At 29.4% G+C, this 22,490-nt stretch carries 21 protein-coding genes and 1 other RNA gene; all 22 read right to left on the minus strand.

Annotated elements, in window-relative coordinates; all coding sequences use genetic code 11:
- Nucleotides 1–9: 9 nt before the first annotated feature.
- A complete protein-coding gene (gene cas6 / locus JRV97_RS01835) occupies nucleotides 10–714 on the minus strand; it encodes a CRISPR-associated endoribonuclease Cas6 (RefSeq protein WP_280999697.1) in 705 nt (234 codons plus the stop codon).
- A gap of 348 nt (nucleotides 715–1,062) precedes the next feature.
- Entirely contained in the window at nucleotides 1,063–1,626 is a 564-nt protein-coding gene (locus tag JRV97_RS01840; protein WP_280999698.1) for a DUF996 domain-containing protein, read from the minus strand.
- 238 nt (nucleotides 1,627–1,864) lie between these two features.
- A complete protein-coding gene (locus tag JRV97_RS01845) occupies nucleotides 1,865–3,070 on the minus strand; it encodes an acetyl-CoA C-acetyltransferase (protein ID WP_280999699.1) in 1,206 nt (401 codons plus the stop codon).
- A 347-nt stretch (nucleotides 3,071–3,417) separates the two neighbouring features.
- Entirely contained in the window at nucleotides 3,418–4,155 is a 738-nt protein-coding gene (locus JRV97_RS01850) for a beta-ketoacyl-ACP reductase (RefSeq protein ID WP_280999291.1), read from the minus strand.
- Complete coding sequence (gene kamE / locus JRV97_RS01855; RefSeq protein ID WP_280999700.1) at nucleotides 4,152–4,967, minus strand: lysine 5,6-aminomutase subunit beta; 816 nt, start codon at nucleotides 4,965–4,967, stop codon at nucleotides 4,152–4,154. Before kamE ends, JRV97_RS01850 begins: the two co-directional genes overlap by 4 nt.
- Nucleotides 4,964–6,520 carry a lysine 5,6-aminomutase subunit alpha gene (kamD, locus tag JRV97_RS01860; RefSeq protein ID WP_280999701.1) on the minus strand — a complete coding sequence of 519 codons (1,557 nt, stop codon included), beginning with the start codon at nucleotides 6,518–6,520 and terminating at the stop codon, nucleotides 4,964–4,966. Before kamD ends, kamE begins: the two co-directional genes overlap by 4 nt.
- Nucleotides 6,513–7,862 carry a lysine 5,6-aminomutase reactivase ATPase KamC gene (gene kamC, locus JRV97_RS01865; RefSeq protein WP_280999702.1) on the minus strand — a complete coding sequence of 450 codons (1,350 nt, stop codon included), beginning with the start codon at nucleotides 7,860–7,862 and terminating at the stop codon, nucleotides 6,513–6,515. Before kamC ends, kamD begins: the two co-directional genes overlap by 8 nt.
- Nucleotides 7,850–8,833, minus strand: a complete 984-nt coding sequence (kamB, locus tag JRV97_RS01870; RefSeq protein WP_280999703.1) for a lysine 5,6-aminomutase reactivase subunit KamB — start codon at nucleotides 8,831–8,833, stop codon at nucleotides 7,850–7,852. Before kamB ends, kamC begins: the two co-directional genes overlap by 13 nt.
- A gap of 3 nt (nucleotides 8,834–8,836) precedes the next feature.
- Nucleotides 8,837–9,247 carry a MaoC family dehydratase gene (locus JRV97_RS01875; protein WP_280999704.1) on the minus strand — a complete coding sequence of 137 codons (411 nt, stop codon included), beginning with the start codon at nucleotides 9,245–9,247 and terminating at the stop codon, nucleotides 8,837–8,839.
- Nucleotides 9,244–10,536, minus strand: a complete 1,293-nt coding sequence (gene kamA, locus JRV97_RS01880) for a lysine 2,3-aminomutase (RefSeq protein WP_280999705.1) — start codon at nucleotides 10,534–10,536, stop codon at nucleotides 9,244–9,246. Before kamA ends, JRV97_RS01875 begins: the two co-directional genes overlap by 4 nt.
- A gap of 18 nt (nucleotides 10,537–10,554) precedes the next feature.
- A complete protein-coding gene (kdd, locus tag JRV97_RS01885; protein WP_280999706.1) occupies nucleotides 10,555–11,589 on the minus strand; it encodes an L-erythro-3,5-diaminohexanoate dehydrogenase in 1,035 nt (344 codons plus the stop codon).
- A gap of 13 nt (nucleotides 11,590–11,602) precedes the next feature.
- Nucleotides 11,603–12,421: a 3-keto-5-aminohexanoate cleavage enzyme gene (gene kce, locus JRV97_RS01890; RefSeq protein WP_280999707.1), complete on the minus strand. Its 819-nt coding sequence runs from the start codon at nucleotides 12,419–12,421 to the stop codon at nucleotides 11,603–11,605.
- On the minus strand, nucleotides 12,421–12,816 hold the full coding sequence (kal, locus tag JRV97_RS01895; protein ID WP_280999708.1) for a 3-aminobutyryl-CoA ammonia lyase: 396 nt from the start codon (nucleotides 12,814–12,816) through the stop codon (nucleotides 12,421–12,423). The genes kce and kal overlap by 1 nt, the downstream gene beginning before the upstream one ends.
- A gap of 12 nt (nucleotides 12,817–12,828) precedes the next feature.
- Entirely contained in the window at nucleotides 12,829–13,479 is a 651-nt protein-coding gene (locus JRV97_RS01900; protein WP_280999710.1) for a 3-oxoacid CoA-transferase subunit B, read from the minus strand.
- The gene (locus JRV97_RS01905) at nucleotides 13,479–14,132 is read right to left on the minus strand and encodes a CoA transferase subunit A (RefSeq protein WP_280999712.1); all 654 of its coding nucleotides are present in this window, start codon (nucleotides 14,130–14,132) and stop codon (nucleotides 13,479–13,481) included. The genes JRV97_RS01900 and JRV97_RS01905 overlap by 1 nt, the downstream gene beginning before the upstream one ends.
- 178 nt (nucleotides 14,133–14,310) lie before the next feature.
- On the minus strand, nucleotides 14,311–15,492 hold the full coding sequence (locus JRV97_RS01910) for a class I SAM-dependent rRNA methyltransferase (protein WP_280999714.1): 1,182 nt from the start codon (nucleotides 15,490–15,492) through the stop codon (nucleotides 14,311–14,313).
- An 81-nt stretch (nucleotides 15,493–15,573) separates the two neighbouring features.
- Nucleotides 15,574–16,737 (minus strand): hypothetical protein, encoded by a 1,164-nt coding sequence (locus JRV97_RS01915; RefSeq protein WP_280999716.1) that lies wholly within the window; start codon nucleotides 16,735–16,737, stop codon nucleotides 15,574–15,576.
- Between the two features lie 125 nt (nucleotides 16,738–16,862).
- Nucleotides 16,863–17,187: RNase P RNA component class A (gene rnpB, locus JRV97_RS01920), an RNA gene on the minus strand.
- Nucleotides 17,188–17,213: 26 nt separating this feature from the next.
- Complete coding sequence (locus JRV97_RS01925) at nucleotides 17,214–18,125, minus strand: TIGR01212 family radical SAM protein (protein WP_407081563.1); 912 nt, start codon at nucleotides 18,123–18,125, stop codon at nucleotides 17,214–17,216.
- 2 nt (nucleotides 18,126–18,127) lie between these two features.
- Nucleotides 18,128–19,399, minus strand: a complete 1,272-nt coding sequence (locus JRV97_RS01930) for an amidohydrolase (RefSeq protein WP_280999719.1) — start codon at nucleotides 19,397–19,399, stop codon at nucleotides 18,128–18,130.
- Nucleotides 19,400–19,500: 101 nt separating this feature from the next.
- The gene (locus JRV97_RS01935) at nucleotides 19,501–21,705 is read right to left on the minus strand and encodes a methyl-accepting chemotaxis protein (RefSeq protein ID WP_280999721.1); all 2,205 of its coding nucleotides are present in this window, start codon (nucleotides 21,703–21,705) and stop codon (nucleotides 19,501–19,503) included.
- A gap of 31 nt (nucleotides 21,706–21,736) precedes the next feature.
- On the minus strand, nucleotides 21,737–22,483 hold the full coding sequence (locus JRV97_RS01940; protein WP_280999723.1) for an alpha/beta fold hydrolase: 747 nt from the start codon (nucleotides 22,481–22,483) through the stop codon (nucleotides 21,737–21,739).
- Nucleotides 22,484–22,490: the final 7 nt, after the last annotated feature.

The raw sequence follows: 22,490 nt of genomic DNA on the forward strand, positions 1-22,490 counted from the left end.
TTATCACCCCTAAATTATATCTACCATTCCAAACCCTGAACTTCTTTTACTACCAATCCCAGATTTATATACAAAGTCTAATATTTTTTTATCTCCATGTATTTTTAAAATACCTAAATTACTTTTAATTTTTTTACTATAATTTAATATTGTTGTTTTTTTAAAATCTAATACTTTAATATCTAATTCTCCATTTTCACTTTTGAACAATTTGCTATATTGATATTTAATGTTATTTTTTAGAATATCTATAGCATTTTCCTCATCAAAATAATAATATTTATCTTTTTCTTTATTATGTTCTCTAATAACTATTGGAGATAATGTTTTTATTATTATTTCATTTTTATATATATTTTTTTCTGGTAATTTAATAATATTATTTAATTTCAAAATATTATTTTTTATCGGAAATTCTTTGTATTTCATATTAATAAAAGCATTGTAAAAATGTATTCCTGTTTTATAGGATGAGGTTGATAAAAACATTGATATATTTTCATTTTCAATTTTTATATTTTCTTCAAATTTACATTTCCCAAAATACACTGAAAATGTATAATCCTTTAATATGGGATCTTTATTTCTAAAGTACTCTTCAAATATGCTTTTATCATAGCTTTCCAGTGTTTTTTTTATAAAACTCATAAATATACGTCTATAGTCTTTAGGGATTTCATTTGATTTTAAATTGAAAATTAATTTTAATCTCATAATTTCACCTCATTATCTCTGTATGGATTATTATTCTAATGAAAAATTTTTATCACTAATATTGAAAATTAATATATCACTTGATATATTAATTAATAAAAACAACGAGACCTCTTTAGGCCTCGCTGTCTATTTTTAATAATATTAAATTTTTATTGGTTTGTAGTTTTAGTTTTATAATATAATAAAACATAACCCATCCCCCATCAAGTTTCCTATTTCCATTATAATAAAAAATTTCTAATTTGTCAAGTTATTTTTTATTTTTTTAACATTAACTAATAATACTAAAATCTTCATCATAAATGTTTCATATATTTTTTAATAATAGAAAAAAAGAATTAATATTCAGTAATTTTTAACTCTCCATTCTTCTTCTCCTTCTTTTTCTAATTTATATTCGTCTGGTAAGGTAAAATATCCTATAATCTTAAAAATCTCAGCTATAAAAATTAATAATAATCCCACTATAATTATTGAAAGAATTAAACCCCATTTTAGAAATTTTGCTGATTTATAAAAATAATCATTTCCAAAATAATCACCTAATAATGTGTAAGCCTTTATTTGATAAATTATTGGAAGTATTAAAGAAACTATAAAACCTATAAACATCAAAAACATATTTGGAAATCGATGACCAGTTTCATAAAAAAATTCATCATTGTTAAACATCATATTTGGTGATGAGTAAAAAAATGATCCTGTAAATATTAAAAACCCTCCTATATAAATTATAAATATTATTATCCCTGGCCATAGAATATAGTTGAATATTCTTTTATCTTTTACTGTTTCGCTAATTTTATATATTCCTATAAGTTCTAATATAAAACCTATTAAACCAAAATGCCCAGCTAATTCTAAAATTGCTCCTACACCTGCCATTATTTTTGCGTTTTTTAAATTCATACCTATCCCTCCTATATTATTAAAATTAACATTATTAATTAAATTTTATTATAAATAAAGATACAAATAACATGTCATATGATATCATATTTTTTATGAAATTTCAATACTTGTGAAAAAATTTATTTTATAAAAATATTCCAGAACCCTTAAAGAGTTCTGGAATATTTTTAATTTTTTCTAATTTTAATTAATGATTAAGTATTTAAATGCACTCAAAAAATATTATTTTTATGTGTTAAATGTTTTTAATAACAATAGCAGTACCCATACCTCCACCAATACATAATGATGCTAATCCATATTCTAAATTTCTCTTTTTCATTTCATATAATAATGTTACTGTTATTCTGTTTCCTGATGCTCCTATTGGATGTCCTAATGCTATTGCTCCTCCATTTACATTTGTCCTTTCCATAAACCATTCTTTTGTTACTCCATATTTTTCACTGAGTTCTTTTATTACTGCTATTGATTGTGCTGCAAATGCTTCGTTTAATTCTAATAGTTCCATTTGTTCTAATTTTATTCCTTTTTTTTCTACTAAGTTTGTTATCGCTGCTACTGGTCCTATTCCCATTATACTTGGATCTACTCCTCCTTGTTCATATGCTATTATTTCTGCTAATGGTTTTAGTCCATATTTTTTTACTGCACTTTCTGATGCAAGTATCATCGCACTTGCTCCATCGTTTATCCCTGATGAGTTCCCTGCTGTTACTGTCCCATCTTTTTTGAATGCTGGTCTGAGTTTCGCTAATGTTTCTTTTGTTGTTCCAAATCTGGGATATTCGTCTGTGTCAAATATTTTTGTTTCTTTTCTTGTTTTTATTTCTATTGGTACTATTTCGTCTTTGAATTTCCCTTCTTTTATCGCTTTTTCTGCTCTTTGCTGACTGATTGCTGCAAATTCATCTTGTTCTTCTCTTGTTAATCCATATTTTTCTACTAAGTTTTCTGCTGTTATTCCCATGTGATATTGATTGAATACGTCTGTTAATCCATCATATACCATGTGATCTATCATTTCTATATTTCCAAATTTTAGTCCAAATCTTGCTTTTGCTGGTAGTAACATCGGTGCGTTTGACATGCTTTCCATTCCTGCTGCTACTACTATTTCTGCATTTCCTAATTTTATTTCATTTGCTGCTAACATTATTGCTTTCATTCCACTTCCACATACCATATGTACTGTGTATGCTGGTTTTTCTACTGGTATTCCTGCATATATCGCTGCTTGTCTTGCTGGTCCCATTCCTTGTCCTGCCATTAATACGTTTCCTGCTACTGTGTGATCTACTTGTTCTGGCGCTACTCCTGCTTGTTCTAATGCCGCTTTTATTGCTTCTGCTCCTAATTCTGCTGCTTTTTTATCTTTTAATGTCCCTCCAAAACTTCCTATTGCTGTCCTTTTTGCTCCTACTATATATACTTTTTCCATTTCTTTTCCCCCTTTGTTCCTTCTCTTATTTTTTTTCATACGTAATGCCCAAGATCTGATAGTTCTCGATATATTATTGGAATTCAAAAATAAAACGAATGAAAACTCGAAGGTTGTTTGATCTTCATAAAAGAAAATTTATAAAAATAATGTGATGAACCATTGAAAATTCCCGAGAAAATTCGAATGGAGCAGGTCAATTTTGCATGGATGCAAAATTGAGTGAAGCCGAACACGGATGTGAGTCTGACACGACCTGCTAAAATGAGAATTTTCGAGGACTCAGAATTTTCACCTGGTGAAGAGCATTATTTTATAATTTTCTTTACTTTTTTGGACATCCATTTTTATAGTACTAATCCACCATCTACACTTATTACTTGTCCTGTTATGAAACTACTTTCATCACTTGCGAGGAATAATGCTGTGTTTGCTATTTCTTTTGCTTCTCCCATTCTTTGTAATACTGTTTTGCTTTTTACTAATTCTATTACTTTTTCTGGTAAATCTTTTGTCATTGGTGTTTTTATGAATCCTGGTGCTATTGCATTTACTCTTACTTGTGCTCCTTTTCTTGCAAATTCTTTCGCCCATGTTTTTGTCATTGCTATCACTCCACCTTTTGTTGCTGCATAATTTGTTTGTCCTATGTTTCCATATATCCCTACTACTGATGATATGTTTATTATTGATCCTTTTCCTGCTTTCATCATTTCTGGTCCAAATTGTTGGGTCATGTTAAATACTCCTTTTAAATTTACATCTATTACCATGTCCCAATCTTCTTCTGTCATTTTTTGTATTAATGCATCTCTTGTTATCCCTGCATTATTTACTAATACATCTACTTTTCCTTCTTCTGCTATTACTTTTTCTTTAAATTCTGCTATTGCTTTTCTATCTGTTACACTTAATTTATATCCTTTTACATTTTCATATTTGCTTTCTAATTCTTTTAATCCTTCTTCGTTTAAATCACATGCATATACTACTTTTGCTCCTTCTTCTGCAAATCTTTCTACCATCGCTCTTCCTAATCCCCTTGCTCCTCCTGTTACTATACATACTTTCCCTTCCATTCTCATTCCTCTTTCCCTCCTGTTTTATTTTCTTCTTGCATTCTTCTATATAATTCTTGTGCAATATATGAAGCAACATCGTCTGCATAACTATTAGCACCAAATCCTGCATCATATCCTAATTCTTTTACTAATTCATGAGTGATCCTTGGACCGCCTGCAATTAATATTACTTTGTCTCTTATACCTTCTGCTTCTAATAGTTCTACTAATTCTGTAAGATTTTTTATATGAATATCTTTTTGAGTTACCGTTTGTGAAACGAGCAATGCATCTGCATTAAATTCTATTGCTTTTGCTACGAATTCTTCATTTGGTACCTGACTTCCCATATTTAATGTTTCGAACATTTCATATCTTTCAAGTCCATAATGTCCTGCATATCCTTTCATGTTCATTATCGCATCTATACCAACAGTATGAGCATCTGTACCTGTACTTGCACCTATTACTCTTATTTTTCTTCCAATATTTTTCTTAATAAACTCATCTGTTTCTTCCATAGACCATGTTGTTGATTCTACTTTTGGCACATGAATAGCTGTATAGTCTACTGTATGCGTACAGCTACCATAAGCTATGATAAATGTAAAACCTGTTGTTAATTCTTTATGATATACCACCATCGGTTCATCAAATCCCATTTTTTTCATTAATTGTTTTGCTGCTTCTACTGCTTCATCACCATCTGGCACAGGCAATGTGAAACTCAATTGAGTTTTTCCATCATTCATTGTATCGCCATATGGTTTAATGGCTTTTAAATTTAATGTTTTATCAAAATCTTTTTTTTCTGTTGAATATAATCCTCCACTCATGGTCTTTCAGCCTCCAACATCTTTTTAATAAATGGATTAAAGTAATTTTTACCTTTTTCAAATACACCATCTAACCCTTTTCCACCATCAATTGGTCTTTTTATATTTGCAAATGTCCCTTTTGATAAGGATACAAATAATCCATCATGAACCATTTTTTCTAATAATTCTATGGATTCATCTAATACCTGTTGTGCTCTTTTTTGAATTATTCCATCTTTTTTGAATTCTATTTCATCACCTATATTTTTTAAATTATTAAAGATATATCTTGCATTTTCTATTGATAAGTATCTATCTGACATAAACGGAGTATGTATTGCTTCTGTAAGCATACCCAATAATTGTATTCCCTGATGTGTCCAGATAGACACTACATTAAACAATGCATCCTGTACATGACCTTTAAATATATTTCCTGTCATATATTTGGTAGGCGGCATGTATTTTAATGGGGCTTTAGGGAATATTTCTCTTAACATTTGAGCTTGAGCTAATTCATATAGGAAACCATTGGTAAGATCTGGATTCATTTCAAATGCATGACCTAAACCCATTTGCTCTTCAGGAATACCAGCCATTAATGCTAATTGCTCATTTATTAAATCAGAAGTAAGAACTGTATGCGCTTCTTCATATGCATCTGCTGTTGTTAAATAATTATCTTCACCTGTATTAATAATAATGCCTGAGAATCCATTTATAACCCTTGAGAAATATTGGTCTATTATTGTTCTTTTCATATTTATATCTCTAAATAATATTCCATACAATGCATCATTAAGCATTACATCAAGTCTTTCCATAGCACCCATTGCTGATATTTCAGGCATACATAACCCTGATGCATAATTAACCAATCTTATGTATCTTCCAACTTCTTCACCAACTTCATCTAATGCTTTTCTCATTATTCTAAAGTTTTCTTGTGTCGCCATTGTTCCGCCAAATCCTTCAGTGGTTGGACCGTATGGAACGTAATCTAATAAGCTTTGTCCTGTTGTTCTTATAACAGCTATAATATCTGCACCCTGTCTTGCAGCAGCTTGTGCTTGAATAACATCTTCATATATATTACCTGTAGCAACTATTACATATAAATATGGTTGTGGCCCTTCACCTAATTTTTCTAAGTATTCATTTCTTTTTCTTCTATTATCCTGAATTCTTTTTATCATACTATCCACAAAAGGAGTTAAGGCTTCTTGAACTTTTTCTATAGAATGAACTTTTATTTTTGATAAATCCATTTCTTCTTTAGCTATTTTTTCCGCAATTTCTTGTGGAGCTAATCCTGTTTCAATTATTGCATTTCCTAATAGGAATGCTGCTCCTTGTTCTAATAATCCTTTTTCTTTTATGTGATCAACTACTATATTTGGTAATGGTACTTCATTTTCATCTATTCCATCAATTCCTAATAATCTACATATAGTTCTTTCAACAGAGACTGTTGATCTTTTATCCACAAAATTCTGTACATCTTCAGCTATTTTTTTCGCTAAACCTCTTGCGTATTCAACTTTTTTAAAATCTAAACCTAATTTACTCATTAGAGTTTTCCTCCTTTTTTAACTTTTCTATTGTACCTATCAATTTATTATCTATGTTTAATAGTTTTGCTATTGTCAATGCTTCTTCTGGAACTATTTCTTTTTTATCTTCAATTAATGAATAATCTATAATTTCTGTTATATTTTCTGGTGATATTTTCTCTTTTAGTCGCTCTTTTTTTATACCTTTTATTCTTAATTTCCTTATTTTTTCATCTGCTACATTATTAAAATGCGTTGTTATTAAAGAAATGGAATTTAATTCATTAAGTATTGTAATTACAGCTTTTACTATTAATTTCCCTTCATGTGGATTTGTATTTCTTGCTAATTCATCAAGTAATATTAGTGCATTATCGTTATTTTTTAGATATTTCAATATATCATCTAACTTTATCATTTCTGCAGCGTATGATGATAATCCACTTAATGTTGATTGATAATCCCCAGAAATTAAGAATATCTTTTTTAAAACTTTTAATTTTGCCGATTTCGCTGGTACATAAAAACCATATTGAAATAAGTATTGTGATAAGGCTAATGTCCTTAATACTACTGTTTTACCAGTCATATTTGCACCGGTAATTAATGTAACCCCTTCAAATAATTCAATATCTACTGGTTGATATTGTTTATTTTCTTTTTCTAATCTATCTTTTATTACAGGATTAAATAATCCATGATAACTTATGTAATCGGAAAATTCAGGTTTTGTAAAGCCGTATTCTATTGTTTGCTTTGCTTTTGCCAATACAAAATCTAACTCTGCTATATCTCTTAATGCATGCTCAAGATTATTTATATATTTTTTTAACTTTTGAGTTAGTTTTTCTCTGATTTTTTCTTCTATCTCTGCTTCTTTTAGAAGTAATTCTTCTTTTTTTTCATCTGTTACTTTTTTTTTCTCTTTTCTTATTTTAGCTAACTCTTCTGAATATGAATCATATATATAGAATGTAGGTAATTTGTTATTATCTGGATCCAGTATTTCTATTACTTTTTCTAAAGAAGGTTGTTTTAAATAAGAAAAATGAATAATTTTTCTTATTTCTTCATAATATAATGAAAAATATTTTATTTCATAAAGTTCAATATCATCTAATATATATTCTCCTTTTAATTTCTCTATTGTATTCGTTATATCTTTTATGTACATTAAATTGTTTTTTATTTTTTCGATTTTTTCTTTTTGATACTGAATAGCTTCTATTGTTTCCTCTATTTTATTGAGCTCTTTAAAGATTTGATTTTCTTCTATAAAGAAAATCAGATTTTTTGCTTTTTTTTGACCTAATGGGGTTATTATCTCTAATTTATTTAAAAGATAATTTATTTCAAACATAATTCATCTTCCCTTACGTTTAGTATAGGTATATCTATTACTTCTTTTAATCTCCTTTTTATTTCATTTGAATTTAACATATATCCACGAGGTGAATATGGATTAATTGTTATAGCTATTAATTTCGTCTTTTTTAGAACCTTTATTGTTCCACCCTTTTTTGTGTAAAGATTAAAAGTCTCTGGAGATACAAAAATTTTTGTGAAATCTTTTACTATTATTTCAACATCTTTTAGTTTTTTTTGTTTGGTTAAATATTTTAAAAAACTTTCAGTTAAGGCTCCTGTTATATATATTTTTTTTCCATACTCTAATATATGTTTTTTCAAAGATTTAAAGGTTAATAATGATTTTATAGGTAATTTTTCTATATTTTCTGATATAGAGTATATTCCGTCTTCTAAATCAAAAAGTTTTTCACTATTTTCATATTCTTTTAATTGTATTAAATTCACTATATGTTTTGTTTTCTTCACAAGTTCATTGATATTTATTGTCAAAGCTGCTCCTGTAGCTAAAATCATCGCATCAGTTATTACTGGAGAAGCGGGGCTTAACCTTGATAAAGCCCCGTCTATTAATACTATTTCTGTTCCAAAACCTTTTATCTTTTTTATTAATTCTTTTATTTTAACCGTTGATTGAGGTCCTGCTAATATTACTTTTCCATTATCTAAAGCTTTTGCTATAACTATTCTACCTAATGATGTTCTCAATCCATCTTCCACAGATAATATTTCTGCTGTGAGCTTTTTTTGTTTATAAAATTTTTCTGCTGTGGCAAATATGGTTCCTTCTTTTATTTTTATTTCAGGTTTTGGAGTTGTGGTTACCTGATCTATAGATTCGCCATCTATTCCTATTGAGGTTATTCCTATTTTTTTATTTAATTTTTTTATAATGTAATTCAAGGTTTCTGTTTTTCCTGTGTTTTTTTCAAGACCAACTACAGATATGCTTTCAAAATTCACTTTTTATTCTCCTTTAAATAATACTAATGCTTCTCCATCTACTGCTAATTTTCCATCTTCTTTTATTATTTGAGTAGTTAATACTAATCTTGATTTTTCTTCTATTTTTTCTTTTACTGTTATTTTAATTGTTATTTCTTCATCAAGATATATAGGTTTTAAGAACTTTGAATCTTGTTTCATATATATCGTTCCTGGCCCCGGAAATTCCATTCCCAAAACCGCTGATATTAAACCAACGCTCAATATACCATGTGCAATTCTTTTTTTAAATATTGTTTTTGATGCAAATTCTTCATCTAAATGAACAGGATTTTTATCACCAGTTATTTCTGCAAATGTTTCTACCATATGCGCCGTAATTTTTCTTTTTACTTCATATGTTTGATTCAATTTTATATCTTCATACTTCATTTTTTCTCCTCCACTAAATGTTGGTATTTTTCCTTTAATTTTGCTCTTTCATGTCTTTCTAAATGATTGGGTTCTAATGATATTCTATCTTTACTATCAAATAAACCTGCTACACCATACCATTTATATTTTTCTCTGTATTCTGTATCATCTACATCTGTTGTTGTGTCTTCTGGTTCATGATATGTTGTTATTACACCTTCATAATTTCTAAGTATTACTGTATGATCATTTCTTGCTAGTAAATAATTTGGCATTAATCTTATCTTTCCACCACCACCAGGTGCATCTACAACAAATGATGGAACTGCAAAACCTGATGTGTGCCCAATTAATGATTCCATTATTTCTAAACCTTTTGATACTGATGTTCTGAAGTGTTCTATACCTTGAGATAGGTCACATTGATAGATATAATATGGTCTTACTCTTATTTTTACTAATTGATGCATTAATTCCATCATAATGTATTTACTATCATTTACACCCCTTAGTAATACTGTTTGATTACCAAGCGGAATACCAGCATCTGCTAATTTTCTACATGCTTCTGCTGATTCTGGTGTAATTTCTTTTGGATGATTAAAATGTGTATTCAACCAAATTGGGTGATATTTTTTCAACATATTTACTAATTCATCTGTTATTATCTGTGGAAATACTACAGGTGTCCTTGTACCAATTCTAATAATTTCAACATGTGGAATCTTTCTTAATTCTTTAATTATATATTCAAGCATTGGAATACCAACCATTAATGCATCTCCACCGGATAATAATACATCTCTAACTTGAGGTGTATTTCTAATATATTCCAATGCAGCATTTATATCATCCATACTTTTATGAGCATCAGTTTGACCAGCAAATCTTCTTCTTGTACAATGTCTACAATACATAGAGCACATATCTGTTATTAAGAACAAAACTCTATCAGGGTATCTATGAGTTAAACCTGGAGCAGGTGAATCTTCATCTTCATGTAATGGATCAACCATATCCCAAACGCTTTTTACTAATTCTTTAGCTGTAGGAACTGCTTGCCTTCTTATTGGACATTTTGGATCATCTGGATCCATTAATGATGCATAATATGGTGTAATTGCCATCCTTAATGTTTTTAATGCATTTCTAACTCCCTCTTCTTCTTCCGGAGTTAAATTTATTACCTGTTTTAATGTGTCTACATCTGTGATTCTATTTCTCATTTGCCAATGCCAGTCATTCCATTGCTCTTCTGTTACATCTTTCCATAATGGTATTTCTGTATAATGTCTTCTTTTTTTCATCTTTTTTGTCCCCCCTGATTATATATATAATTTTTCAAATAATTCTCTTATTTCTTTTGAATCTCTCAATATTTGAAGTGTCAAATCAGCATGACCTTTTGTGTATCCATTTCCAATCATCATATTAATATCTTTACCAACACCTTCTGCACCTAAAGCTGCCTTTGTAAATGATGTTGCCATTGAAAAGAAGTATACAGTTCCCTCATCTTTAGTAATTAGTATAGATGACATTTCAGTATCTGGAACATTTACATTATTAATTGTTACATCACAATATTTACCATTAGTAACTTCCAATACTTTATGATATATATCAACTGGTTTTGTAGCATCTGCTACAATTACTTCATGAGCTAATTTCATATCTTTTATTCTTTTTGCATTTTCTTCAGAATATTCTACGACTATAACTTTGCCTTTATCGCCAGCATTTTTCATTGCCTGGTAGGAACATAAAACTCCTGATTTTCCTCCACCACCAATAATACAAACTGTATCTCCTTCTTTTACTAATTTATTTACTTGAGCTGGAGCACCTGCTACATCAAGAGCTGCTAATGCTAATTTTTCGGGTATATCTTCTGGTAATTTTGCATATATACCTGTTTCAAATAATATTGCTTGACCATCTATATCAACCTGATCATTTTCTATGTTAATCTTTTTTATTTTTTCTATTTTTAAAGGAGTTAAAGATAAGGATACTAATGTAGCAATTTTATCTCCAACTTTTAATGTTTTATCGGGAAAATCTGGACCTATTTCTTTTACTGTACCTATAAGCATTCCTCCAGATCCAGTTACAGGGTTTTGCATTTTACCCCTTTCATTTACTATATCAAGAATCATCTTTTCCATCTTTTTTACATCTTTATTGCATGCTTCTTTGATTTGAGTAAAACTTGCTGAATCAATATTTAAAGTTATTACATCAATCAGCAACTCATTTGAATATATCTCCATTGTATTATCAATTTTTTTTGCTGCTTGAGGTAATAATCCCTTTGGTTCTATTACCCTATGTGTTCCAAATGGACAACCTTTTTTCATCTTTTCCCCTCCATTATTTCTTTTTTATGTTTAATATTTCCCTTGCTTCATCTGGAGTTGCTATTTCTCTACCTAATTCTTTTGCTATTCTCACTATTCTCTCAACAAGTTGTGCATTTGATTTGGCCAATTCTCCTTTTTTATAATATATATTGTCTTCAAATCCAACTCTTACATGACCGCCCATTAATATTGCATGTACTGCTAATGGCAATTCATATCTTCCTATTCCTGCTACAGTCCATGTGCTACCTTGAGGTATATGATTTACTAAATATAACAAATCATCTATTCCGCCAGGAATTGCGCCAGGTACCCCCATAACAAAATCAAAATGTATTGGTGTATCCAATAAATCCTTCTTTACCAATTTTAATGCGTTTGCAATATGTCCTCTCTCAAATACCTCTATTTCTGGCTTTATCCCTCTTTCTTTCATCTCTTTTGCAAACTTTTCTATATACTCTTCTGAATTTACAAATATATCACTACCAAAATTAGTAGTACCTGCTGATAATGTTGCCATTTCTGGATTCAATTCCAATGGTTGCTTTCTTTGTTCAAAGGTATGATATACTGCTCCGCCTGTTGACGGTTGAAATATCAAATTGCATTTAGCTTCTATTTTTTCTTTTATTTCTTTATACACTTCATATGATTGTGTTGGTTTCCCATCTTTATCCCTTGCATGAACATGAGCAATAGATGCTCCTGCAAGATAACATTCGTATGCAGCTTCTGCTATTTCATCAGGCGTAATTGGTAGATTTGGTTGCTGTTCCCTTGTTACTTCCGCACCAGTTAATGCAACTGTGATAATTAATTTTTCCATTATTTTTTTCCCTTCCTTTGTTTATCTTTTGGAACAACACATGTTCCACTTGCTCTACATACAACTATTGGTTCTTCTAAATAATCTGCTGCAGAATCTGATATATCAGGTCTTGGAGCTATTACTTTTCTTGCTTCAAATACCATTTTTCTTGATGTATTTCCCACTTTTACAATTTCGCCTGTAGCTTCTATATAATCACCAGCATATACTGGTGCCATAAATTCTATATCATCATATGCTTTAAATAACCCTTCATCGCCATCATGTCTGATCAATAATTCTGTTGCCACATCACCAAATAGTTGTAAAATTTTTGCTCCGTCCACAAGATTTCCACCATAATGTGCATCATGCAAACTCATTCTTACTCTTATCATAACTTTTTCTCCCATATTTCTTCCCCCTTAAATTTCCATTGTTTTCAAATTTTCTGGAATTATTAATTCTGCATCTGTTATTTCTTTTAATTCATCTAATGTTATATCTGGTGATATTTCTTTTAATAATAATCCTTCATCATTAGGCTCAATAACTGCAAACTCTGTAACTATTAAATCTATTCTTCTTGAAGAAGTTAAAGGCAAATTGCATTTTTTCACTATTTTAGGTTTTCCTTTGGCTGTATGTGTCATAGCAACTATTACTTTTTTAGCACCAGTTACCAAATCCATTGCTCCACCCATTCCAGGAATTAATTTCCCAGGAACCATCCAGTTAGCTAAATGGCCTTCTTCATCAACTTGTAAACCACCCAATACTGTATAATCAAGATGACCTCCCCTTATTAAAGCAAATGAAAATGCTGTATCAAAAACCATTGCTCCTGGTACTGTTTCTATAAATTTTCCACCTGCATTAGTTAAATCTGGATTGGATAATTCTTCTGGCACTTCAGATCCAATACCTAAAACACCATTTTCGCCATGAAAAAATATATTCATTTCTTTTGGCACATAATTAGCAACTAAAGTTGGAAGCCCAATTCCTAAATTTACAATGTTTCCTGGTTTAAACTCTTTTGCAACTCTTTTAGCAATTCTTTCTTTTGCATTCATTATTCTCTCCCCCTTACTACTACATAATCAACAAGTGCTCCTGGGAATTGCACTTGTTCTGGCGGTATTGAACCTGTTGGCACTAATTCATCTACTTCAACAATTACCAAATCAGCTGCCATAGCAATAATCGGATTAAAATTTTTAGCTGTATATGCAAATTGAAGATTACCAAGATGATCGGCCCTTTTTGCTTTAACTAATGCTACTTTTCCTCTAATAGCTTTTTCAAGTATATATTTTTTACCATCAATTTCTATAACTTGTTTCCCATCTTCAACAACTGTACCTATTCCTGTAGGAGTTAGAATTCCTCCTAATCCAACACCCCCAGCCCTTATTTGTTCAATTAATGTTCCTTGTGGAACTAATTCCACTTCTAATTCTTTTTCTATATATTGTCTTTGTGTTTCTTTATTTGTACCAATATGAGAGGTTATTACTTTTTTTGCAAGTTTATGATATATTAACCTCCCTATACCTTTATCTTCAAAAGAAGTATCATTACAAATAATGGTTAAATCCTTTTTGTTTTGTTTAATTATTTCATCAATCAATGTTTCCGGCGTACCTACTGTCAAAAAGCCCCCTATCATAATGCTATCACCGTTGTTAACAAAAGAAATAGCCTCTTCGGCTTTTACTATCTTCATTTAATCACCCCTTAATTTCTATGAAATTTATTTCACGAAAATTTTATCAATTTTTACATTAGAAAAAAAATCGTAAGAATTGTCGTTAATCTGATTTAAAAGTATTAATTACCTTTTAACTTTAAATAATGAAATTTTTTTCATATATACAATAATAAAAAAAAGAGCCTTGCGGCTCTTATCCTTTATAGCTTTCTATTTCAAACAAATAAAATTTCAAATACTCTGTTTCTAATATATTATATAATATCGGATGATCGGGAGATTGTGATCCTCTAAAAATTTGTTTTAAGAAAACTTTATTATCTTTAGCTGCATCAAATACTATTTTTTTAAATTCTTCATCATAAACTAATTGCGTACATGAAGCTGTTGCAAATAACCCTTTGTTTTTCGTTATCCTCATAGCTCTAAGATTTAATTCTTTATAACCTCTAATGGCATTTTTTATAGAACTTCTAGATTTTGCCAAAGATGGAGGATCTATTATTACAAAATCAAAATATATATTTGCATCATCAAATTTTCTCAATTGATCAAAGGTATTTGTTTCAAATAATTCGTATTTATCCTTTGAAATATTATTAGCTTTTAATGTTTGTTCTAAAACATACAATGCTCTATCTGAATAATCTAAAAAGGTTACATATTTTGCTTCTCCCATCAAAGCATGAACACCAAAATTACCTGTATACGCAAATCCATCCAACACTTTTTTATTTTTTGCCAACGATTTAACTTTCAAAGCATTGTATCTTTGGTCTAAGAAAAAACCTGTTTTTTGACCTTTTGTATCTGCAAAAAATTTTATTCCATTTATTTCAAAAGGTATTAATTCAGGTCCCTTTTTATATACCCAGTTTTCTAAATATTCAAACCCTTCTATTTTTGCATTTTTTTCATCATCTTTTTCAAATATACCTTTAGGGTCAAAAATTTCTATTAATGCATCTATTATATATTTTTTTAATTTATATACTCCAAGAGTATTTATCTGAATTACAAAAAAGTTTTCGAATTTATCTATTATTAATCCTGGAAAATAATCCCCTTCTCCAAAAATTAGTCTAAATGTTTTTCCATCACCAAAAAGCATTTTTCTATATTCATATGCATTTTTTATTTTATTTTTTATCCATTCATAATCTATGGTTTCATGTTTTTTTGTCAATAATCTAACCCTTATTTTTGAGTTATCATTAATATATCCTCTTCCTATAAATTTTTTATTATAAAAAACATCGACTATATCTCCATCTTCATATTCACCAATTATTTTATCTATTTCATTTTCATATATCCAACTATGACCGTTTAAAACTCTTGATTTTATATCTTTTTTTAAATATATATTCGCCATCACATCTCTCCTTATTATCAAAATCAATATTATTATACCACATAAAAAGCACCACTCAAGGTGGTGCTCAAATTATAGATATTAGAAACCGACACTCATATTTAGATTAATAGCTGTATTTCTTGCATTAAAAAGTTCATCAGTAGTTGGTGCTTGAGTGCTTAATGACATGTGAATTTCTGCTAAGTATATATTCACTCCTAATCCACCATTAAATGTCCAATATGATATTGTATCATAATCTGTATTTATACTATGATTTTTTATTTCTGCCCAGAATGGTAATGCCCCCCATAATAATCTCTTTCCTGCTGCAACTCCCCATGTGAAATCCTCTGTATTAGGAGCATACTCAATTGAAGGAACAAAATCTAATATTATTGGTAATGTAATGAAAAATGTCATTTTCCATGGTTTGAATTTAGACCATACTCTTTCATTTGAAGCTTCCACCAAATTAAAAGATGAAAATTCTAAAGTTTCTTTGCTATATTCAACGTGGGCATATGCATCATATTTATAGATACCCACTCCATCAGCTATTGGAATATCCTTAACACCAAACCCTATTGCTGGATAGTCTTTACCAGCCACAAAACCAACATCTAATGTAATAATACCATTATTCATTAATTTATCCATCAAAGTATCCATGTGATTAAATAATTCTCCCGGGCCATCATAAAGTAACGAATATGTATAGGGAAGATCATACATTTCATCGGGAAATGCCGTGATCAAAGTATAGTCAGCTCCATCATTTTTTCTTACTACATCATAAACAGGTAAAGAGCTTTTGATAGTACCTCCAAATGAAAAATCTTTCCCTTTTAATCCTATGTGTAATCCACCATTTACCCATAATGCATTTCTATAATCCAAGGTAGAAAATTTATGCCAATCAATATTAGAAATAGAAAGCTCAGGTGCTAATACAAATACCCCTAATTTTAGTTTTGCATACATATCAGCGTTTACATTTCTTGATAAAATGTTTGAATCATCAAGATTATAATAATTTCCTTCATTTCCTAACAAATTTAAATCAACAGCTTTTTCCAGAGTATCCAGACTTTCCTGTATTATTCCAGAATTTATTCCCCCACTTAATTCAATAATATTTCTTGCAGACCATGAAATTAGTGCAGGATTTAATTTTCTATTCCATGGTGATAACGGATCAATTTGTGAAAAAGATAAAACAGTAAAACTTATTAACAATATCACTATAAGAATCTTTTTCATAATACCCCCTCACTTTCATAAAATTTTAATTTTTATTCACTTATATATCGTCTAAAAATAAGAAAAATATTATGTTTTTCTTGTTAATATTATACAACTTTCTATTAGTGAAATCAAGTTTTAAAAAAATAAGTGGGGCTATAAGCCGGATTCTGTTAAATCGGTCATTTATCTAAGCGGTCTACCTGGAAGGGGCTAACAAGCATGCCGGGCAAGCTTACCCTTCCTATTTGACCTTGCTCAAGGTGGGGGTTACCAAGCCATCAGGTTACCCTGATGCTGGTGAGCTTTTACCTCACCGTTCCACCCTTGCCAATAATGGCGGTTTTCATTTCTATGGCCCTATTCCGAGGATCACTCCTCCCGGCAGTTAACCGGCACCTTGCCCTTAGAGTCCGGACTTTCCTCATGACGAATTGTGTTTCGCCACGCGACCGATCGCCCCACTTATCTCAGATAATTCTAAACCAAAATAATTATCTATTAAGATAATTATATAATCTTCCTTGATATGTATTTCTATTTCTCATTTCCTTTTCCAATAAATTAATTATCTTTATTTTTGACATTCCCCAATTTCCATGTAGTACCCCTTCTTTAGGAGGATCAGCAGCGAGACGATGAATAACAATTTCTGGATCTAAATATTCTAAAAATAATATATTTCTCTCCATAAATTCTTCAAGTGACAATGGCTGAACTTCACCTTTCTTATACATTTGTCCTAAAATTGTATTTTCTGTAATATATAACGAATGTAATTTTACTCCGTCTATTTTTAAAGCAGATAATATTTTAGCTCCTTCTATAATGTCTTCTTCATTATCCCATGGCAAATCTATTATCATATGAGCAATTACTTCTATATCTCTTTTTTTAGCTCTATTTACTGCATCTATAAATTCTGCTAATGTATGTCCTCTATTCAATATTTTCAATGTATTGTAATTAACACTTTGAAGTCCAAATTCAAGGTACACATCCATTTTTTCTTTATATGATGCAATTAAATCTAATTTTTCATCTTCCACTGAATCTGGTCTTGTAGATATATCCAATATAATTATTCTATCATCAATTAGTGCTGAATCATATATTTTTTTTAATACATGAGGGGGGGCATAAGTATTAGTATTAGATTGAAAATAAGCCATAAATTTATTTGCTCTTCCTTTGTATCTTTCTATCATAAATTTTATTTGTTCAGCTATAGGCGTTTTAGGAGATAATGATGCAAATCCACTTCCTGTTTCTTCACAGTAAATACATCCACCTGTTCCTCTTGCTCCTGTTTTATTAGGGCAAGTGAACCCTGCATTTATAGGCAAGCGTTGTACTCTTTCCCCATATCTTTTTTTCAAATAATCGCTTAATTTATTATATAACAACACTAATCATTCTCCTTTTTATTTTTAAATTTTTCTTCAAGCTCAAAATATAATTTATGAAATTTTTCATAATAATCATTTTCTTTTAATTTTGGATATTCTCCATTATAATATACCCACTCCCCACCTACCATTGTTGCATATACTTTATTTATAGGCGAATATACTATATGTGATTTTATTCTATTTAAATCATTCGGATAAAGCTCTATTGATTTCAAGTCTATAACTGCCAGATCTGCCATATAATCTTCTTCTAATCTACCTATTTTTTCATTTAAAGCATATCCTCCATTTTCCCAAACCATTCTTAATGATTCTTCAGTTTTAAATTTTTCAGGTCCATTCATTTTTTGTAATAATGTAGCTATCCTCATTTCTTCCCATAAATTTAAAGTATTATTACTTGCTGCACCATCTGTTCCAAGAGTAATATTTACTTCATGATCTAACATTTTTAGTATAGGAGCTATACCATTCCCTAATTTCAAATTACTTGATGGATTATGAGAAACTGTGACTTCATTTTTTGCAAGTATTTTTATATCTTTTTCATCAACATGAACACAATGAGCAGCTATAACATTATTCTTAAATAATCCTGTTTTTTCTATATCTTCAAAAGTATATAATTCTCTTTCATTTTTTGATTCATAAAGATGAATAGTAACAAAGGTATTATATTTTTTAGAAAGTTCTGCTATTTCTTCTAATTTATGCATAGGACATGTATATGGAGCATGTGGCCCAAATCCAACTTTTATATTATACTTATCATGATAATTTTCAAATAAGTATATTGTTTCATCAATTCTTTTTTTCCAACCTTCATCATTATCATATCCTAATCCTCTTGTTAAAAAAGCTCTAATTCCTGTATTTTTAACTGCTTCTGCAGTTCCTTTCATAAAAAGATACATATCTACTACCGTAGTTACTCCTTTAGATAACATCTCCAGAATAGAAATCAAAGAACCATAATAAGTGAGATCATCATTCAAAAGATCTTCTCGAGGAAACATTTCATTGAATAGCCAATCTTGTAATAATAAATCATCTCCAATTCCTCTAAATAGACTCATCGCTAAATGCGTATGGGTATTGATAAACCCTGGTATTATTAATTTGCCTGACATATCATAAATTTTTCCAGAAAAATTTTCTATTTCATCGTTGATCTCCATTATTTTCTCATCTTCAATTAAAATATCCATTTTTTTAATATCTGCATCAGCACTCATTAAAACATATCCGTTTTTTAAAAGTTTTTTCATATAATCACCTCTTCGCATTATTATAACACCTTTATTTTAACTTTTTTTGATGATATAATAAAATCCCCCAAAGGGGATTTTATTAATTTTATCATAAATCATTATATTTTAAATTGATTTAATTTTTCATTTAGTTGATCAACTAACTTTTCTAATTCTTCAGCTTTTTCATTTACATTTCCAATTTCTTTACTCTCTTCTTCTATTTCTTTTGTTATTTCTGTTATTTCATTTGATATTTCCAATATCATCTGCGCCGTTTTGTCACTTGCTGCTGCCATCTCTTCTGTTGATGCGCTTTGTTCTTCTGCACTTGCTGTTAATCCTTCTATTCTTTGATTTATATTTTCTACCCTTTCCAATATCTTTTGGAATTTTTCTTTTATTTCATCTGCATTGCTTTCTACTTCGTTTATTACTTTCACTGTATCTTCTGTTGCCTTATTTGCATTTTGAGCTCCTTCTTTGATTTCTGTTAATATTTGAGCTATTTGTTCCGTTGCTTTTTTACTTTCTTCTGCTAACTTCCTTATTTCATCTGCTACTACTGCAAATCCTTTTCCTGCTTCTCCTGCTCTTGCTGCTTCTATCGCTGCATTTAATGCTAACAAATTTGTTTGTTCTGTTATATTTGTTATTGTTTCCACTATTTCTCCTATGTTCTTGGCTTTTTCTGCCAATACCTCTACCGTCTTTTCTGTTTCTTTTGATTTTTCTACTGCACTTTCTATTATTTTTGTTATTTCTGTTATTGATTTTTCCCCTTCTTCTGTCAATTGTGTCGTTTCATTTACTTCTTGCGCTATTTCTACTGCATTTGCTGATACACTTTGTGCTGCTGTGGATACTTCACTTACCCCTGATGTTAATTCTTCTGTTGTTGCTGCCGCGTTTTCTGCATTATCTTCTATTACTCTTGCTTTCTCTAATACATCTTCATTTGCTCCCATTGTTTTCTCTGAGATCGTTGTTAATATTTCTGACGAACTTTCTATCTTTTTACCTGCCTCTAATAACCATTTTACTGTTTCGCTAAGATTATTTGCCATATTTCGTAATGAGTTTGCTATCATCGCTGTTTCATCTTTCCCTTTTGATTCAAACTTTACTGTGAAATCTCCTGTTGCAAATTTATCTACTTTTTTACTTAATTCTATTAATGGCTTTGATATCCTTTTTGAGAAGAATAATGATATTATTATTGATATTATTAATACTAATGATGTTGTTATCATTAATATATTTCTTATCTTTTCTGCGGCTTTAAATGCCTCATTTATTGAAACTTCTGAAACGAATGCCCAATTTATTTCTGCAAATTTAAAAGGTGCATATGCCGCTAATACTTTTTCGCCTTTAAAATTTGTTGATATTTCCCAACCAGTCTTTCCGTTCAAAGCTTTGTCTACATAATCTGTTTCTACTTTTTGTTTTAATATTGTTTCTTGATCTGGTAAATTACTTCTCATTATTTTATCTTGCCCTACAACATAGGTTATACCTGTTTTTCCCATTCCATTTTTATCCTGTAATACTTTATCAAATGCTTCATTTATTATGTGAACAATTAGATACCCTATTTTCTCATCATTATATACTATACGTTTCCCAGCAAAAAATCCATGCTCCTCATCACCAGCTGTATAATACTTTATATCTGAAAAATGAACATTATTATCGTCTTTTTCTTTTAAAATTTTATATAAATCACCCAAACTTGTATTTTTGTATTTACCTGTTTCTATATTTGTTCCAAAATCCTTATTCTTCTTGGTTGAATACATAACATATCCATCTGACGTTATATAAAAAACATCATAATATATCGGTTTTGTTAAAATTAGTTTTCTAAGTAAAGGATTTAGTTTTTCATGAATTGAATTATATTGATATAATTCATCCAGGGCATCTGGAGTAACTTTACTTTGATCAAAATTATCATCGTAAAAAATATTATCCAGTTTTTCTCTATTTTTATATGGGTTATTATCATGATAAACTTCTTTTAAATATTCTAAATATTTATCAAAACTACCCAAACTTTTTGAAAAGTCTTCTTCACCAAACATATTGTTTAAATTTTCTACTATCACAGGTAATTCAGAAAAATATTCTATATCCTTTTTTACATCTGAAAGAGTTTTTTCTAAAAATACTCTTTTTGAATCTCTTGCAACTATTAATTTATTTATAAAGCTTTCTTGGAGAGCTGTTTGTGATTGATTAACACTTATTAAGAAAAAAATTGTAAACGATGAAAATAATAAAATAAATACTAAAGTTAGAATTTTCCCATTAATTTTCATATTTTCCCCTCCCTGAAAAATTCATTAAATTTTAATTTTCTATAAATTCTAAAATATTTGAAACATATTTATTCTTATATTTAGGTTCATTAAAAATTTCATGTTTAGCATATTTATGTTTTTGCAAAACTACTGTTCTGACTTTTTCTGCTAATTCATTACAATTTTCAACACTAATTACTTTATCTATTTCCCCATATTGAAGCAATACAGGTAAATCTATATTCTCTGCTTCTAACAACGCTAATTCTGCTTCAGAAAACAATTGCTTGGCAGTTTTAAAAGCTATTTTATTATGTACCAAAGGGTCTTCAAGGTATTCCTTTATTGCTTTATCATCGTGGCATAAGTCTTTTGGATCAATTCCGTTATTTATGGTTAATTTCCCAAATATACCAATTGTGTTTAAAAGTAATTTTTGAGCTGGTGCATATAATTTACCAACAGCAGGAGAAGATAATATTAGTTTTTCTGGTTTTTTATCTGAATACTCTGTATACCTTAAGGCTATTAACCCCCCCATACTATGACCAAACAATATAAACTTTTCAGGAGTTATTTCTTTTATATATTCATATATTTTATAAAAATCTTTTATATAACCTCTTTTTCCTTCTCCTAAACCATGTCCTGGTAGATCAAAGGTTATTACCTGATAATCTATATCTAACAATTTATCAATTAAAAACTTATATCTACCTGAATGTTCTCCGAGACCATGAATAATAACAAAACTTTTTTTAGGATTTTCTATTTTTTTAAACCTTTTTAAAAACATTATTCCC

This window comes from Marinitoga aeolica (assembly GCF_029910535.1).
GTDB lineage: Bacteria > Thermotogota > Thermotogae > Petrotogales > Petrotogaceae > Marinitoga > Marinitoga aeolica.